Source organism: Henriciella sp. (assembly GCF_029936995.1).
GTDB lineage: Bacteria > Pseudomonadota > Alphaproteobacteria > Caulobacterales > Hyphomonadaceae > Henriciella.
The window spans coordinates 261,637-276,739 of the sequence record NZ_JAPYRE010000001.1; the positions used below are offsets into that span (position 1 = coordinate 261,637).

Consider the following 15,103-nt stretch of genomic DNA (forward strand, 5'->3'; position numbering starts at 1 on the left):
AATCAGTGGCTTTGCTGGCCGAAAGCCTAGGCAAAGCTGACCGTTTCGTCACCTGCGCGAGGCCACACTTAATGGGCCCCGCCAAAAGCCCCGGTGCGCACCGAATAATCCACGGCAAGGCCGTAGTCCGGATCGTCATCACTATCGACCATGAGCTGTCCGGCGCGGTTGAGCAGCTTGTGGCAGTCCCGCGACAGGTGGCGCAGGCGAAGCGTCTTGCCGAGCGCTTCGTACTTCGCGGCCAGGTCCTCAATGGCTTGCAGGGCCGACTGGTCGACGACGCGCGAGCGCATGAAGTCCACGATGACGACGTCCGGATCGGTTTCGGGGTGGAAAAGTTCAGCAAAACCTTCCGTCGAGCCGAAAAAGAGCGGTCCTTCGATCTCGTAGACATGTGCGCCGGGCGTACGGATGGAATCGCGTTCGATGATGCGGATACGCCGGGCATTGTTCCAGGCATAGGCAAGCGCTGAGACGATAACGCCGACAACCACGGCTGTGGCCAGATCATATGCGACCGTCACACCTGTGACGAGTACGATAACTAATGCATCCGTCAGTGGAATGCGTGTCATGATGCGCAGGCTGTTCCACGCGAATGTACCGATCACGACCATGAACATCACCCCGACAAGAGCTGCCAGCGGAATCTGCTCGATCAGGCCGGAGCCGACAAGGATGAAGGCGAGCAGGAAAAGGGCTGAGGAAATGCCGGAAAGCCGGGTGCGTCCGCCCGATTTCACATTGATCATGGACTGGCCGATCATGGCGCACCCGCCCATGCCGCCGAAAAACCCGGTCACAAGGTTGGCAGATCCCTGTGCAATGCACTCCTTGCTCGCTCCGCCGCGTGTATTGGTCATCTCGCCAACCAGGTTCAGCGTAAGAAGGCTTTCGATCAGACCGATGGCGGCAAGGATCAGCGCGTAAGGGAAGATGATCTCCAGCGTTTCGAGATTGAGTGGAACCATCGGTATATGGAAGCTTGGCAGGCCGCCCTGGATCGAGGCCAGGTCGCCCACGCGCGGCACATCGAGCCCGAACAGGATCACGATACCGGCGACAATCGCGATGCCGGCAAGCGGAGCTGGCACGGCTTTCGTGATTTTCGGCATGGCCCAGATGATCGCCATGGTGAGCGCGACGAGGCCGAGCATCAGGTAAAGCGGCATGCCAGTCATCCATTCCCCGCCGGACATGCCGTGGCCGGAGGCTTCAGCCGTACCCGGTACCTGGAACTGGGTTAGCTGGGCGAGGAAGATCACGATGGCGAGCCCGTTGACGAAGCCCAGCATGACAGGGTGGGGGACGAGCCGGATGAACTTGCCGAGCCGGAAAACGCCTGCGCCAAGCTGCAGGATGCCCATCAGGACAACGGCAGCGAAAAGATATTCCACGCCATGCTGCGCCACCAGCGAGACCATGACCACGGCCAGCGCGCCTGTGGCGCCGGAAATCATGCCGGGGCGTCCGCCGATCAGGGCGGTGATCAGGCCAACGATGAAAGCTGCATAGAGCCCGACCAGCGGATGCACTTGCGCGACGAAGGCGAACGCGACCGCTTCAGGCACCAGGGCAAGCGCCACGGTCAGTCCTGCCAGCAGCTCGGTCTTGATGCGGCCGGGCGTGAACTTGGCAAGATTGGCTTGCGAGAAGTTCTGCGCGCCGAGGCGATCAGCGAAAGTGGCGAATGTCGATTTGGTCACGGGATGTGCTCAGTCTTCTGGCGTGTGAGGAGTTGTCGCACGCTATGACGGTCTTGATGTTGCAGCGCAACACCAAGACCGTCCCAAAAGCTGAACTTTTTTACTGCCAGCTCTTAGCTTGCAGCGACGATCCCGCCGTCGCAGGCAATGGTCTGGCCCGTGATGTAAGCGGACGCTTTCGACGACAGGAAGATTGACAGGCCGGCAATGTCCTGCGGTTTGCCGACACGTCCGGAGGGATTCCGATCGCCGATCGACTGCCAGTCCACCCCTTCGGTTTCGCCCTTGAAGCCAACGCCGGTCGACAGCATCCATGTGGGGAACGGGCCCGGTGCGATGCCGTTGACGAGGACGTGTTCGCCGGCAAGGTGAGCCGACAGGACGCGTGTCAGGTGAATGACGGCGGCTTTGGAAGGCCCATAGACGAAGCCGCTCATCGCATTGGTGTGTATCCCGTCGATGGAGGCGATGTTGATAATGCGGGCCGGATCGTCAGCGTTGGCCGACTTGCGCAGGAGTGGCATCAGTTTCTGGGTCAGGAAGAAGACGCCTTTCACATTGACGTCCATCACCTTGTCCCAGCCTTTTTCCGGGAACTCCTCAAGTGAGGCCCCCCAGGCGACACCGGCATTGTTGACCAGCACGTCGACCCTGTCCTCGCGCTTGGCGATCTCACTGGCGAGATACTCGACCCCGTCCATATTGCCGAGATCGGACGGTATCGCATAGATTTCGCCGCCATACTCGCCCTTCAGCCGCTCGACCGTGGCCTCGCAGGCATCGGCCTTGCGCGAGGAAATGATGACCCTGGCGCCATTCGCGAGAAAGCCTGCGGCAATCATTTCACCGATACCGCGAGACCCGCCCGTGACGACAACGGTCTTGCCCTTCACCGAAAAAAGATTGCTGAAATCCATATCCATGAACGTATCCTCCAATTTGCTTCACTAGTGAAGCTTTTGAAGGATGACGTCGCGTCTGGCAAGGGCTGTGGCTTCGGAACTCAGCAAAATAAGTGTTTGGTTCACCCCGGCGAAATCATCTTCTCCGGCCGGACGATCGCGTCGAAGTCCTCTTCGGGGATGCCATCCTTGATGGCTTCCTCGCGCAGGGTCGTGCCGTTCTGGTGAGCGGTCTTGGCGATCTTGGCTGCGCGGTCATAGCCGTATTTTTCCTTAAGCGGCGTGACCAGCATCAGTGAGTTTTCCAGCCCGCGCTGGATGTTCTCGAGGCGCGGTTCGATGCCGACAACGCAGTTCTCTGTGAAGGAAACCGCGGCATCGGCGAGCAGGCGCACCGACTGGAGGAAGTTGTACGCCATCATCGGGTTGAAGACATTAAGTTCGAAATGGCCCTGGCTGCCGGCAAACCCAATGGCGGCATTGTTGCCGTGGATGTGTGCGCAGACCTGGGTCAACGCCTCGCACTGGGTCGGGTTGACCTTACCCGGCATGATCGAGCTGCCGGGCTCGTTCTCCGGCAGGGCCAGCTCACCGAGACCGGAACGCGGGCCGGAACCAAGGAAGCGAATGTCATTGGCGATCTTGAAGCAGGACATGGCGACCGTGTTGATCGCGCCATGCGTCATGACCATCGCATCATGGGCGGCCAGTGCCTCAAACTTGTTCGGCGCGGTCTGGAATTTGAGGCCCGTGATCTGGGCGATCTTGTCGGCAACCATCTCGTCGAAGCCTTCCGGGGAGGCGAGCCCGGTGCCAACCGCCGTGCCCCCCTGGGCAAGCTCCATCAGCTTCGGCAGGGTCATCTCGATACGTTCGATGCCGTTGGCAAGCTGCTGGGCATAGCCGGAGAACTCCTGGCCGAGCGTGACCGGTGTGGCGTCCTGTGTGTGCGTGCGGCCGATCTTGATGATGTCGGCCCAGCTTTGCGCCTTGTCATTGATCGCGTTCTGAAGCTGTTGCAGCGCCGGGAGCAGACGGTGGGTCACTTCCTCCGCACAGGCGATGTGCATCGCGGTCGGGAAGGTGTCGTTGGAGCTCTGGCTCATATTGCAGTGATCGTTCGGATGAACCGGCGACTTGGACCCCATCTCCCCGCCGAGTATCTCGATGGCGCGGTTCGAAATCACTTCATTGGCGTTCATATTGGACTGGGTGCCAGACCCGGTCTGCCAGACGACCAGCGGGAAGTGCGCATCCAGCTTGCCTTCGATCACTTCGTCTGCGGCCTGCGTTATGGCTTTGCCGAGTTTTTCGTCGAGCTTGCCGAGCGCCATGTTCGTCTCGGCGGCAGCTTTCTTTACGATTCCAAGCGCGCGGACGACCGGGGCGGGCTGTTTTTCCCAGCCGATCTTGAAGTTACCGAGGGAGCGCTGGGCCTGCGCGCCCCAGTACTTGTCTCCGGCAACCTCGACCGGGCCCATCGTGTCTGTTTCTTTACGCGATTTCGGCTGTTTTTCGCCAAAAATGCCCATGGTGAGGCTCCTTCATGTTCGGCAGATATCTTTTGTCCCGTGCGCTTTAACACGCAGGTGTGCCGGCGCAAATGCGCCCGGTTGTCAGGGGCAGATGTAAGGGCCCGGCTGGGACAGGTGCATTGCGACAGCCTGACTGCCTTGTCTCCCGCGGGTTAGCGCTATCTAGTGCAGGAGACAGTTTGAGCAGAAGAAAGACTCGTCATGGCTGATGGACAGATCGCTCACAGGGGCAAGACACCCGCACACGCGCCTGAGGGGCATCCGCCCATCGTGCAGGGCAAGACTGGCGTGTTGCTTGTCAATCTCGGAACGCCTGATGGCACAGATTACTGGTCGATGCGGCGTTATCTGTCTGAATTCCTGTCAGACCGCCGCGTCATCGAGCTCAACCCGCTGCTTTGGCAGCCGATACTCCAGGGGCCGATCCTAACGTTTCGGCCGTCAAAGTCCGGCGAGGCCTATAAAAAGATCTGGATGGAGGAGGGCTCGCCACTTCTGGTCTATACCCGCCGCCAAGCTGATCGGCTGGCTGCAAGGATCGGCAGCGAGAACCTGCTCGTCGACTTTGCCATGACCTATGGCAATCCGTCCATCGCCTCCAAGCTGGAGCGGCTACACGATGAGGGCTGCGAACGGATCGCGGTGATCGCGCTCTATCCGCAGTATTCCGCGACAACGAGCGCGAGCGTCTATGACCGCAGCTTCCGGGCGCTCGGCGATATGCGCTGGCAACCGGCGATACGCACGGCGGCGCCGTTTTTCGATCACCCAGCCTATATCGAGGCGCTGGCTGGCTCCATTCAGGACCATGTTGCCGGGCTGGATTTTGAGCCGGAACGGGTCCTGATGAGTTATCATGGCATCCCGAAAGCCTATCTCGACAAGGGTGATCCGTATCACTGCCACTGTCACAAGACGACGCGACTGGTGGCTGAAAACCTCGGCTGGGACACTGGCTTTGCCATGACGACATTCCAGAGCCGCTTCGGCCCGACCGAGTGGCTACAGCCCTATACGGACAAGACGCTGGAAGCGCTTCCGGGGGAGGGCGTGAAGAAAATTGCCGTCGTTTCGCCTGCATTCATCTCGGACTGTCTCGAAACGCTTGAGGAGATTGCCATGGAAGGCCGGGACACATTCCTTGAGGCTGGCGGTACACACTTTTCTGTGGTGCCCTGTCTGAATGACAGCGAACGTGCGATTGATCTTCTGGAGACACTGGCCCGGCGTGAGCTGGCCGGATGGCTTAGCTAGGCAAAACCGGAGACATCATGGACAAGGTTGAAATCTACTGGTCATTCCGTAGCCCGTATTCTTACCTGGCGACGTCGCGCCTGCGCGAGATGGAGCGACGCTGGGATATCCCTTTCATCATCAGGCCAGTCTATCCGATTGCGGTGCGTATTCCCGGTTTTTTCAAGACGGTGAACCCGATGTGGCCGCCCTACTTGATGCGCGACTGTTTCCGGCTGGCAGAATATCACGGCATCCCTATCGGGCGTCCGAAGCCGGACCCGGTCGTCATGGATATGTCGACAGGGGAGGTGCCGGCAGATCAGCCCCACATCCATCGCCTGACGCGCCTGGGTGTCATTGCCAGCCAGTCCCCGGATGCGCTGGCCTTCTTCGATGAGATTTCGCGCCTGATCTGGGCCGGGGAGACCGAATGGGACAAGGGAGATGCCCTTGCGCAGGCCGCAGACAGGGCCGGTTTCGACCTTGCTGCGATGGAAAGAGAGGCAGAGACGCGCAAGGACGAACTGGAAGCAGAGATCGAGCGAAACGAAGCTGACCAGAAGGCTGCTGGCCACTGGGGCGTGCCGTTAATGGTGTTCAATGATGAGCCCTTCTTCGGGCAGGACAGGCTGGACATACTCGAATGGCGGCTCGGTAAGTCCGGCGTGACAAAGACTGGCGGTGTCTGAGCGTGGATGGCTGGATCAAATCCGGCAAGGTTCGGGCGCGGATCACCGATGAGGGCGCCCTTGAGGTCCGTTGTTTCGGCCTCACCACACAGGCGAAATACTATAAACCGCTCCTGAAGGAGTTCTTCCGCAAGGATTTTACGCGCCTACGGCCCGGCCATGGCGACTATGCGGTTCATATCGTCATGGAATATACCGGCGATCCGCCGTGGATGGATCTCGACAATCTTGCCAAGGCCCTGCTGGATAGTGTGTCCGGAAATGCCTTCGCTGATGACCATCAGGTCGCGCGCCTGCTGGTCGAGCGGCGTGTGGGAGACCGCGAGGGCATCTATATGCGTGTTGAGGCGATGGACTGATACCGTCGGCCCGACAGGCGCTGGGCTAGAACCGTCTGAAAGGTTTCGGCGCTGCCGTGGCTGTCGCCGTGGCGACGACCTTGCCATCCGGGGCGAGGCATCGCGCTTCGGAAAAACACACTGTCTTGCCAAACTTGAGGATTTTCGCCTCGACCTTGGCCGGGCCGACAAAGAGCGGCGCGAGGTAGGAGGTCTTCATCTCCAGCGTTGGCGCGGTCATGGTCACGTTGGAAGCAATGATGATGTTGGTCGAGATCGCTTCGTCCAGCATGGCGGTGACGAATCCGCCCTGTATCGCGCCGGTCGGATTGGCAAAGCTTTCGTCGGCATGGAAATCCACGACGATGCGCATCTCATCCTGATGCACTTCTGCCAGCTGCATGCCCAGCGTGTCGGAACAGGCCGGACGCTTCTTCGAATTGCGAAAACGCGCCAGCATGTCGGCATCGCTTACGCGCGGCTTTTCGGTGTTGCTATCGGCCAAGGCTATTTCCGGCGGAAGGTGTCGAGGTTCACGACGGTGCCCGCGCTGTCATCGCCCGAGGCACGCTTTGCTTCTTCAGGTTTTGCTTCTTCGTCTGCCGACAGCTCTGTCGCGGGTGCGACGACATCCTGACCGGTCCCGGCTTCTCCACGTTCGAATGACAGGCCGAAATTCACGGATGGGTCGACGAAGCGCGTCATCGCTGCGAACGGGATGGACAGGTGCTGGGGCACACCGTTGAATTTCAGGATCACCTCGAAATGCCCGTCAAACACTTCCAGGTCCCAGAACTGGTGCTGGACCACAATCGTCATTTCATCCGGGAACCGCTCGACCAGATGCTCGGCCATTTTTACGCCGGGGGCCTTGGTCCGGAACGTGATATAGAAATGATGCTCGCCCGGCGCCATCTCGTTGCGGGCCGTTTCGCGAAGGGCTTCACGCACAACGCCACGCATTGCAGCCTGTGTGAGGGCTTCATATCCGATATCGTCAGTCATCCAGCCAATCCCTTCAGCAGTGATCTCTTTCTACGGCGTTTTGAGCGTGCTTCAACATGCTTCGTTCAGGAAGCGATATAAGAATACCACGTTCGCGCGTCCGCGTTTATAGTCAGGGGCGGACACGCTCTGCAAAGCCTGAATATATCTGAACTGCAATGACCTGGAATGTGGGCCGCGGACTAGCTGTGCTCGTGGGAAGCTTCAGTATCGTCCTTGCGGCGGGTATTGGAGACACCCGTTATGATGCCAATGCCGGCCAGGATAATGGCCCCAATTCCGATCCAGACCCCTGGGACGCCCAGTTGATAGGCACCGAAGGCAAGCCCGGCAATCAGGATCACGAAACCAAACGTGTAAAGTGCAAATGAAGACATTTTCATACTCCTGTTATCGTCAGGATAAACGCCAGCCGGGCCGGGGTGTTCCGGCAAGGCCATCTGCGAATCTGTAGGGAAAAGGTGGAGGCTTCTGTTGCCAGGCGCCTCCGGGCCCCGCCTGAGGCGCTGATGCCCCAGGAGTTAAAAGTTCGGTTTACCTACCGACCGCTTACGCGGCCATCAGTTCACCTTCAGCAAAGTTGTCATTGGCAACTATGTTGAAATGAGCTTCTAACGGAGCTCGGCCGGGCGAAAGCATCGTCTTTACACGTCCGTCGATCCTGTTTCGGCCCCATAATCCGTCCAATGAACGGGAAAATTGGTGGAGCCGCCGGGTACCGCCCCCGGGTCCGAACCGCTTATTACACGTGCGTTTATCGCCATAGTCCCCGAAAGGACAATTGTAATATAGGTGGAAACCCTGCTGCCTGAAAGGGGGCAGTTGCGATCAGCGTGAGATGCGCAGGTCGGAAATCGAGGTTGCGATTGCGCGATAGCTTTCGACAAGCTCCTGTCCGTTATCAGCGGAAAAGTAGAACTCCTGTCCCGACGCGCAGTATTCCAGCACATCCTTGCCCGCATCCGGGGCCTGGAATGCGACCGTGTAGATGATGACATCATCATTCTTGATCGTGTCGCATAGATCCTTCGCCTGTTCAGTCGAGCTGCCCTGGCTGTTGAAGAGTTGCTGGTTGAACTCGCCGTCCGTCATGACGATCATCGCCTTGACGACATCGGGCTCTTCCTTGTCGAGCGGTGTCGACGCGCCATCGAAGACGTCGCTCCAGCGGTCATTGATCATGTACCAGCCCCAGGCGATGCCCTGATGCCCAGCAGTGCCGCCATTCGCGTAGAGGCTGTTGATGAAGTGATTGATTTGCGTCTTGTTATGGCTCAGGGCGAAAGGGGGAATGTTCAGGCACTCATCCTCACCGCGTGTATACCATCTCTCGTAATAGTCGCTCCATTCCGCATAGCTTGCCGCCATGTAGCCTTCGCTGTTCTTGTTATCGGACTGGGCATTGTACTCACCGGACTCGAGCTCATCGACGAGTTGCCACTGGTTGACCTGCTTGGGCTGTATGTCCTCAAAGGCATAGTTGCCGCCACGCTCGTAAATGCATGTTGAGTCCATCGTATATGTGTCCTGCACGCGCTTGTCGCGACAGCTGCGGTCATACCTCATGCAATAGCCCCACCGTGGGTGGTACCGTTCGCAGGTGTAGCTACACTCTTCCTTCTCGTAATCGACCTCATAGGTGCGCCGTTTTTTGAGGCCTGTAACATCCTCAAAGTAATTCCCGGCATCGATCATGCTGTTGTAGGCGACCATGGCGATGCGTACATCACCATCACTGGCGGAGCCTGGCTCAGGCAGCAGTGTTTCCACCGCATCCTTGGCAGCGGTCTTGAGCTCGAAAATACGGCCATAGCTGTTCATGGAACCTGAAACGTCAAAGACGAACGACACGTCCAGACGGCCCGTGCCATAGGTTGCCGTGCCCGTGACGGTGAGTTCGACATATTCACGCCCGGCCAGACGCATCAGCGATGTTGGCTGGTAACAGGTCACAGTGCCTTCGATTTCTTCCGGCCCCGGAAACTTGATCCCGAGGGCATCGCACGTAAGCCTGTTGCCTTCACTCTCCATGATGGCGTCGAAATAGGTTTGCGCGTGTTCCTTGACCTCATCCTTGTCGCTGACATTCTGCATCATCCGCGCACCGGCGAGCATGGCTGAGTCTACCGACCGCTGGATCTTGCCCTTCTTGGAAAAGGCGAGCTGGGCATCAATGGCAAAACCGGCAACCAGAAGGAGCGGCAAAAGCGTAAGCGCGAAGATAACAGCAACATTACCGCCATTGTTCGAACGGAACTTCCTGTCGTTTCCGAATAGTTTCATTTGCCCAGCGCTCCAGATAAATCGCTCTTTCTCAGTGTCTTTCCTAAAACAACTGAGTTGAAGTCCGATTTGGATGTGTCGTTTAACTTGCGGCTTGTGGTTGAGGGTTTGTTAAGGATCGACCACCTGTTTCCTGACGTGCAAGACAGTGGACAGGGCGTGCAGACTCGGTGAAAGTCGTTACCGCAATGCGTCAGTATCTCGATCTTCTACAGGACGTGCTCGACAATGGTGTGGAGCGCGGTGACCGCACCGGCACCGGCACCATAGGCGTCTTCGGGCGTCAGATGCGGTTTGACCTCGGCGATAGCTTTCCCTTGCTCACAACCAAGAAGCTGCACCTGCGATCAATCATCATTGAGCTGCTCTGGTTTCTCAGGGGCGATACAAACATTGCCTACTTGAAGGAAAACGGCGTTTCCATCTGGGATGAGTGGGCCGATGAGAATGGTGATCTCGGCCCGGTTTATGGTAAACAATGGCGCTCCTGGACGGGACCTGACGGACGCACGATCGACCAGATCGAATGGGTCCTGAATGAAATCCGGACCAATCCGAACTCACGCCGGCTGGTGGTCTCGGCCTGGAACCCGGCGGACGTGAACGATATGGCGCTGCCGCCGTGTCACTGCCTGTTCCAGTTTCATGTTGCAGACGGCAAGCTGAACTGCCAGCTCTACCAGCGCTCTGCCGATATCTTTCTCGGCGTGCCGTTCAATATTGCTTCCTACGCCCTGCTGACGATGATGATGGCGCGTGCCACCGGGCTAGAGCCTGGCGAGTTCGTCCACACGCTTGGCGATGCGCATCTCTATTCAAATCATCTCGAACAGGCGAAGCTGCAACTCACGCGCGCACCACTCACCCCGCCGAAGATGATCCTTGATCCTGACAAGACCGACCTGTTCGGCTGGGAATATGAGGACTTCCAGCTTGTGGGCTATGAGGCCCACAAGCACATCAAGGCTCCGGTCGCCGTTTGATAGAGCCGTCTGCCCTGCCTAGCGCGGAGCCATCCGGATAGAGCCATCCAGCCGGAAATTGTGACCGTTAAGATAGCCGTTGCGGGCGATCTCCAGCGCAAGCGAGCCGAATTCCTCCGGTTTGCCGAGGCGTTTCGGGAACGGCACGGAGGCGGCGAGGCTGTCGAGAACCTTCTCCGGTGCGCCGAGCATCAGTGGCGTCGTGAAGATGCCGGGCATGATCGAGTTTACCCGGATACCAATATTCATCAGATCTCGCGCCATGGGCAGGACAAGCCCGTTCACGCCAGCCTTGCAGGAGCCGTAGATCACCTGGCCGATCTGGGCGTCCTGCGCAGCGACCGAGGCCGTCAGTGTGATGGATCCACGCTCGCCATCATCGTTCAACGGTTCTGAGTTCGCCATGCCAAGCGCCGACATTGAGGCGATGCGATAGGAGGCCACAAGAATGCCTTGCGCGCCACGGTCATATTCTTCCGTCGGTGTGCGCTTGTATTTCATGGTTTCCTTGTCGAACGAGAGTGTCTTGCCGCGTCCGCCTGTCACGGCGCAGTGCACGGTGATGCGTTCCTGGCCATGTGCTTCACGGGCCTTTGCAAAGCCGGCCTCGCAGGACTCCTCGTCGAGAATGTTGACCTTGCAGAATACCCCGCCCGTGGCCTTGGCGACCTCTTCACCTTTTTCCTCCTGGATGTCGAAGATCGCGACCTTCACGCCAGCTGCGGCCAGGGCTTCAGCCGTTGCCCGCCCGAGGCCGGATGCGCCACCTGTAACGATTGCAGGGGTGTCTGAGCCGAGTTTCATGATGTGTCCTCCCTTATCTGCTCTCGTCTGCATGATTACGCGGGCAACTGCGGGTGAGGAAGCTCTGCCGTCGGGTTAGCCGAAAGTGGTTTTCGGGCTGGCGCCATCATCCTCGTATGGATCGACCTTACCGGCCTTTTCCCGCTGGCGGATCAGCCAGGAGACGATTACGGCACCGATCATCTTGCCGGTGATGAAGACAATCCAGTTGGCCAGGTGCAACATGTTGCCCGGTTCGTCGCCGAGCTTGATCTGGCGGGCGAGGTCCGCGCCGTAGAGGAAGATTGTTGTATCGACCGGTGCCGCGATGGCGCTCGACAGGATGATTCGTGTCGACAGGCGGTATTTCGTGAAGGTGAAGATCAACCAGTCCGTGATTTCCGAGACCGCGAAAGCCAGCCCGGAGGCGAGCGCGATGACAGGCCATGCATAGTAAAACGACCAGGCAATCGCCAGCGCCATGACGATCAGGACACGATGGCCCATGCGGCGCTGGACGAAGTCACGAAAGACGAAAACCAGCCCGGTGACCACAGTCAGCGGATGTATCTCGACGCCGCGGCTGAAATTTTCTGAAGGTGACAGCAGTGTGAAACTGTCAACAATACCGAATGACCAGTTCAGGAATGGGATCGTGGCAAAGTAAAGGAAGGCCCAGAACCGGCCGCGAAAGTAGTATATAAGTCCGAGGGTCACCGACAGGCCGGCAATTACAGGCCATTTATTTTGCGGCTGATTGTTAGTTATTGCGTCGATCAGGCCATTCAATAGGTCCATCATGAGTTGAATCTTCTATTGGCTGTGACCGAGGCTATTGATCCGGCCTATACGTCAATCCTAGTCTTTGTCCGGAGTAGTTATATATCAACGTCGCAGAATGCGGTGTGAATGCAAGAGGGACTCCGATGGAAGAACCGGTCAGGTTGTCTGTGATCGTTGCGCGGTCGAGAAACGGTATCATAGGCAAGGATGGCGGGCTTCCGTGGAAACTCGGGGATGACCTGAAACTGTTCAAGCAGACGACCGTGGGCAAACCGATCATCATGGGCCGCAATACCTGGGAGAGCCTGCCCATACATCCCCTGCCCAAGCGTCAGAACATCGTGATCACACGCGATTGGGCCTATGCCGCAGAAGGCGCGCGCGTCTATTCGAACCTGAATGCCGCGATACAGGCCGCCAAGGCGATTGCGGTCAGGGATGGTGAGGATGAAGTGTTCGTGATCGGCGGGCAGTCGCTTTATACCCGTGTCCTGCCCATCGCGGATGTTCTCTATATCAGCGAGGTCGATGCCGAGGTGGACGGCGATGTCTCTTTTCCGGATTTCGATGAATCCGCGTTCCGCGAAGTCGCAACCAAACCGTTTGCGCAGAATGAGCGCAACGATCATGCGTTTACACTGAGAGTGCTTGAGCGGATAGATGCCTGAGATACCCTAAGAGTCCGGCTGACCTTCCGCGACGGCGCGGCTTGAAAGGCGTTCTCCAGCGCGACAAGCTCCCCTTTCATAAAAGCAGACAGTGCCAGGGGAGGGCACCGCCATGGATTTTGAGACCGTCGCTGAAGGATTACGGTTCCCGGAGGGCCCGGTCGTTATGTCGGACGGTTCGGTCATTGTCGTGGAGATCGAGAGCAAGAAGATCACGCGGTGCTGGGGGGACGGCAAGACTGAAGTGATCGCGACACCGGGAGGCGGCCCGAACGGGCTCGCTATCGGGCCGGACGGGGCGCTCTGGGTCTGCAATAATGGCGGCTTCATCTACCATGAGCGCGACGGCCTGCTCATTCCCGGCCACTGCCCGTCAGATTATTCCGGCGGCCGGATCGAACGGGTCGATCTTTCCACCGGGAAAGTCGAGGTCGTTGCTGACAAGTGTAACGGGAATCCGCTGAAGGGGCCGAACGATCTCGTCTTCGACAAGGCGGGCAATCTCTATTTCACCGATCTCGGCAAATCCTATTCCCGCCACCGCGACACGGGCGGGCTTTACTTCATGCCAGCCGGCTCCGACACCGTGCAGGAGTTCGACTACAATCATATCTCGCCGAATGGCATTGGTCTCTCGCCTGACGAGGATGTCGTCTATTTCGCTGATACGATGACCGCGCGTGTCTGGGCCTATGACCTTGAAAGCCCTGGCAAGCCGAAACAGGCAGGGCCATTCTCGACGGGCCGCGTCGTCGCCGGGATGCCAGACCTGCGCTATTTCGACAGTCTTGCCATCACGGCGGCCGGGAATGTCTGCACCGCGACCATCCTTCAGGGTGGCATCACCACGGTAAAGCCCGATGGCAACCACAGCCACATCGGCTTCCCCGACCCTTTCGTTACCAATATCGCCTTTGGCGGCGAGGACATGATGGACGCCTATGTGACGCTGTCGGGCACCGGCAAGCTCATCAAGTGCCGCTGGCCGGAGCCGGGCCTGAAGCTGAACTTCAACGCCTAGTCCTCGAACACGATCTCCGGCGCAGGCTTGGTCTGCAGGCTGTCCAGGTTGAGGGCGACGTTACGCGAAAGCTCATGGAAGAGTTTCGCGGATTCGGTCTCTCCCGCCGCGGCGGGTTTGCCGGTATCGCCACCTTCACGGATTTCGTTCAGGATCGGCAGCTGGCCTAGCAGGGGCAGGCCGAGTGCGTCTGCTGTCCTGCGTCCGCCGCCTTCGCCCATCAGGTAGTGGCGGTTGCCGGCCGGGTCCTCGAACCAGCTCATCGTCTCGATAACGCCGAGCACCGGAACGGCTGTCTTGGCAAACATGGCTGCGCCGCGCCGCACATCCGAAAGCGCAACTTCCTGAGGCGTGGTGACGAGTACGGCTGCGGTGACCGGCACACGCTGGGCAATGGTGAGCTGCGCGTCGCCAGTGCCGGGCGGGGTGTCGATGATGAGCAGGTCCAGTGGGTCTTCCGGTGTGCCCCAGGCAGCATCGTTCAGCATCTGCGTGATTGCCGACATGACGATCGGCCCGCGCCAGATCATGGGGGCATCGGGATCGGAGAGATAGCCGATGGACAGCGAATGAATGCCGTGCGCCTCGACCGGCACGAGCTTGCCTTCAGCGTTCGTGGCGGGTTGGGCATCACTTGTGCCCAACATGGTCGGCGCACTCGGGCCATAGATGTCTGCGTCCAGCAGGCCTGTCTTGAGGCCGAGCTTGGCAAAAGCGGCTGCCAGATTGACCGCAACGGTCGACTTGCCGACCCCGCCTTTGGCACTCGCGACAACAAGTATGCGGGAAATGCCGGGTATTTTTTCGGTGGTCGGTGCACCGGGCTCGCCTTGCGATACGGCTTCTTCGGACAGGCGGGCCCCTTTGTGCACACGCTGGGTGCCTGCCCGGGGCGGGGCCTCTTCATGTGTACTATGTGCGCCCTGCGCGCGTTCGGCGGTCAACATGGCCCGTACATCGCCAACCCCCTTCACATTCATGGCACGCGCCTCGGCTTCGACACGGCGTGTCTCCGAGGCTTCCATGTCTTCAGGGTCTGCTTCGATGATGAGAGTCACGCTTCCATCATCCTTGACGCGGATGCCCTGTAGCCATTCAGGTGCGCCCAGTGCGCGCCGGATGGCGGTTTCGACTTTGTCAGTTTGCCGCGATTTGCCACGAAACATGCGGG

General features: G+C 58.9%; 16 protein-coding genes and 1 other RNA gene. 6 read left to right on the plus strand and 11 right to left on the minus strand.

What is annotated here, in order from left to right:
* Positions 1–68: 68 nt before the first annotated feature.
* The 3 genes from Q1K31_RS01290 to fumC form a co-directional block, all read right to left on the minus strand.
* Positions 69–1,706, minus strand: a complete 1,638-nt coding sequence (locus Q1K31_RS01290) for a SulP family inorganic anion transporter (RefSeq protein WP_300375878.1) — start codon at positions 1,704–1,706, stop codon at positions 69–71.
* Positions 1,707–1,819: 113 nt separating this feature from the next.
* The gene (locus Q1K31_RS01295; RefSeq protein WP_367187508.1) at positions 1,820–2,623 is read right to left on the minus strand and encodes an SDR family oxidoreductase; all 804 of its coding nucleotides are present in this window, start codon (positions 2,621–2,623) and stop codon (positions 1,820–1,822) included.
* Between the two features lie 107 nt (positions 2,624–2,730).
* Positions 2,731–4,140, minus strand: coding sequence for a class II fumarate hydratase (fumC, locus tag Q1K31_RS01300; protein WP_300375882.1), 1,410 nt, complete (start codon positions 4,138–4,140; stop codon positions 2,731–2,733).
* 204 nt (positions 4,141–4,344) lie between these two features.
* Here fumC and hemH point away from each other — a divergent pair, with 204 nt between their 5' ends.
* From hemH to Q1K31_RS01315, 3 genes are read left to right on the plus strand one after another with little or no spacing between them, the layout of a single operon-like run.
* Positions 4,345–5,397: a ferrochelatase gene (hemH, locus tag Q1K31_RS01305; protein WP_300375884.1), complete on the plus strand. Its 1,053-nt coding sequence runs from the start codon at positions 4,345–4,347 to the stop codon at positions 5,395–5,397.
* Between the two features lie 17 nt (positions 5,398–5,414).
* The gene (locus Q1K31_RS01310; protein WP_300375886.1) at positions 5,415–6,068 is read left to right on the plus strand and encodes a 2-hydroxychromene-2-carboxylate isomerase; all 654 of its coding nucleotides are present in this window, start codon (positions 5,415–5,417) and stop codon (positions 6,066–6,068) included.
* A 2-nt stretch (positions 6,069–6,070) separates the two neighbouring features.
* On the plus strand, positions 6,071–6,427 hold the full coding sequence (locus tag Q1K31_RS01315; RefSeq protein WP_300375888.1) for a RusA family crossover junction endodeoxyribonuclease: 357 nt from the start codon (positions 6,071–6,073) through the stop codon (positions 6,425–6,427).
* 25 nt (positions 6,428–6,452) lie between these two features.
* Here the strand turns inward: Q1K31_RS01315 and Q1K31_RS01320 are convergent, their stop codons facing one another.
* From Q1K31_RS01320 to Q1K31_RS01340, 5 genes are all read right to left on the minus strand, one after another.
* Positions 6,453–6,911: a PaaI family thioesterase gene (locus Q1K31_RS01320; protein WP_300375890.1), complete on the minus strand. Its 459-nt coding sequence runs from the start codon at positions 6,909–6,911 to the stop codon at positions 6,453–6,455.
* Positions 6,912–6,913: 2 nt separating this feature from the next.
* Positions 6,914–7,411: an SspB family protein gene (locus Q1K31_RS01325; RefSeq protein ID WP_300375892.1), complete on the minus strand. Its 498-nt coding sequence runs from the start codon at positions 7,409–7,411 to the stop codon at positions 6,914–6,916.
* Positions 7,412–7,593: 182 nt separating this feature from the next.
* Complete coding sequence (locus tag Q1K31_RS01330) at positions 7,594–7,788, minus strand: hypothetical protein (RefSeq protein ID WP_300375894.1); 195 nt, start codon at positions 7,786–7,788, stop codon at positions 7,594–7,596.
* A gap of 83 nt (positions 7,789–7,871) precedes the next feature.
* Positions 7,872–8,229, minus strand: a transfer-messenger RNA (tmRNA) gene (gene ssrA, locus Q1K31_RS01335).
* Positions 8,230–8,239: 10 nt separating this feature from the next.
* Positions 8,240–9,694: a pilus assembly protein TadG-related protein gene (locus Q1K31_RS01340; RefSeq protein ID WP_300375896.1), complete on the minus strand. Its 1,455-nt coding sequence runs from the start codon at positions 9,692–9,694 to the stop codon at positions 8,240–8,242.
* A gap of 188 nt (positions 9,695–9,882) precedes the next feature.
* Between Q1K31_RS01340 and Q1K31_RS01345 the strand changes: the two genes are divergently transcribed.
* A complete protein-coding gene (locus Q1K31_RS01345; protein WP_300377025.1) occupies positions 9,883–10,677 on the plus strand; it encodes a thymidylate synthase in 795 nt (264 codons plus the stop codon).
* An 18-nt stretch (positions 10,678–10,695) separates the two neighbouring features.
* Here the strand turns inward: Q1K31_RS01345 and Q1K31_RS01350 are convergent, their stop codons facing one another.
* The gene (locus tag Q1K31_RS01350; protein WP_300375899.1) at positions 10,696–11,481 is read right to left on the minus strand and encodes an SDR family oxidoreductase; all 786 of its coding nucleotides are present in this window, start codon (positions 11,479–11,481) and stop codon (positions 10,696–10,698) included.
* A gap of 75 nt (positions 11,482–11,556) precedes the next feature.
* Positions 11,557–12,261, minus strand: a complete 705-nt coding sequence (locus Q1K31_RS01355; RefSeq protein WP_300375901.1) for a VUT family protein — start codon at positions 12,259–12,261, stop codon at positions 11,557–11,559.
* 125 nt (positions 12,262–12,386) lie between these two features.
* On the opposite strand from Q1K31_RS01355, the gene Q1K31_RS01360 reads away from it, so the two are divergent.
* Both Q1K31_RS01360 and Q1K31_RS01365 read left to right on the plus strand, forming a co-directional pair.
* Positions 12,387–12,911: a dihydrofolate reductase gene (locus Q1K31_RS01360; protein ID WP_300375903.1), complete on the plus strand. Its 525-nt coding sequence runs from the start codon at positions 12,387–12,389 to the stop codon at positions 12,909–12,911.
* A 112-nt stretch (positions 12,912–13,023) separates the two neighbouring features.
* Complete coding sequence (locus tag Q1K31_RS01365; RefSeq protein ID WP_300375905.1) at positions 13,024–13,932, plus strand: SMP-30/gluconolactonase/LRE family protein; 909 nt, start codon at positions 13,024–13,026, stop codon at positions 13,930–13,932.
* On the opposite strand, the gene Q1K31_RS01370 is transcribed toward Q1K31_RS01365, so the two are convergent.
* The gene (locus Q1K31_RS01370) at positions 13,929–15,098 is read right to left on the minus strand and encodes an Mrp/NBP35 family ATP-binding protein (RefSeq protein WP_300375907.1); all 1,170 of its coding nucleotides are present in this window, start codon (positions 15,096–15,098) and stop codon (positions 13,929–13,931) included. The genes Q1K31_RS01365 and Q1K31_RS01370 overlap by 4 nt on opposite strands.
* Positions 15,099–15,103 lie beyond the last annotated feature (5 nt).

What these genes read in the sequence shown, in the direction of transcription:
- Q1K31_RS01295 (WP_367187508.1), bottom strand. Translation starts at nt 2,623, where the DNA reads ATGGATTTCAGCAATCTTTTTTCGGTGAAGGGCAAGACCGTTGTCGTC.
- fumC (WP_300375882.1), bottom strand. Translation starts at nt 4,140, where the DNA reads ATGGGCATTTTTGGCGAAAAACAGCCGAAATCGCGTAAAGAAACAGAC.
- hemH (WP_300375884.1), top strand. Translation starts at nt 4,345, where the DNA reads ATGGCTGATGGACAGATCGCTCACAGGGGCAAGACACCCGCACACGCG.
- Q1K31_RS01310 (WP_300375886.1), top strand. Translation starts at nt 5,415, where the DNA reads ATGGACAAGGTTGAAATCTACTGGTCATTCCGTAGCCCGTATTCTTAC.
- Q1K31_RS01325 (WP_300375892.1), bottom strand. Translation starts at nt 7,411, where the DNA reads ATGACTGACGATATCGGATATGAAGCCCTCACACAGGCTGCAATGCGT.
- Q1K31_RS01330 (WP_300375894.1), bottom strand. Translation starts at nt 7,788, where the DNA reads ATGTCTTCATTTGCACTTTACACGTTTGGTTTCGTGATCCTGATTGCC.
- Q1K31_RS01340 (WP_300375896.1), bottom strand. Translation starts at nt 9,694, where the DNA reads ATGAAACTATTCGGAAACGACAGGAAGTTCCGTTCGAACAATGGCGGT.
- Q1K31_RS01345 (WP_300377025.1), top strand. Translation starts at nt 9,883, where the DNA reads ATGCGTCAGTATCTCGATCTTCTACAGGACGTGCTCGACAATGGTGTG.
- Q1K31_RS01350 (WP_300375899.1), bottom strand. Translation starts at nt 11,481, where the DNA reads ATGAAACTCGGCTCAGACACCCCTGCAATCGTTACAGGTGGCGCATCC.
- Q1K31_RS01355 (WP_300375901.1), bottom strand. Translation starts at nt 12,261, where the DNA reads ATGATGGACCTATTGAATGGCCTGATCGACGCAATAACTAACAATCAG.
- Q1K31_RS01360 (WP_300375903.1), top strand. Translation starts at nt 12,387, where the DNA reads ATGGAAGAACCGGTCAGGTTGTCTGTGATCGTTGCGCGGTCGAGAAAC.
- Q1K31_RS01365 (WP_300375905.1), top strand. Translation starts at nt 13,024, where the DNA reads ATGGATTTTGAGACCGTCGCTGAAGGATTACGGTTCCCGGAGGGCCCG.
- Q1K31_RS01370 (WP_300375907.1), bottom strand. Translation starts at nt 15,098, where the DNA reads ATGTTTCGTGGCAAATCGCGGCAAACTGACAAAGTCGAAACCGCCATC.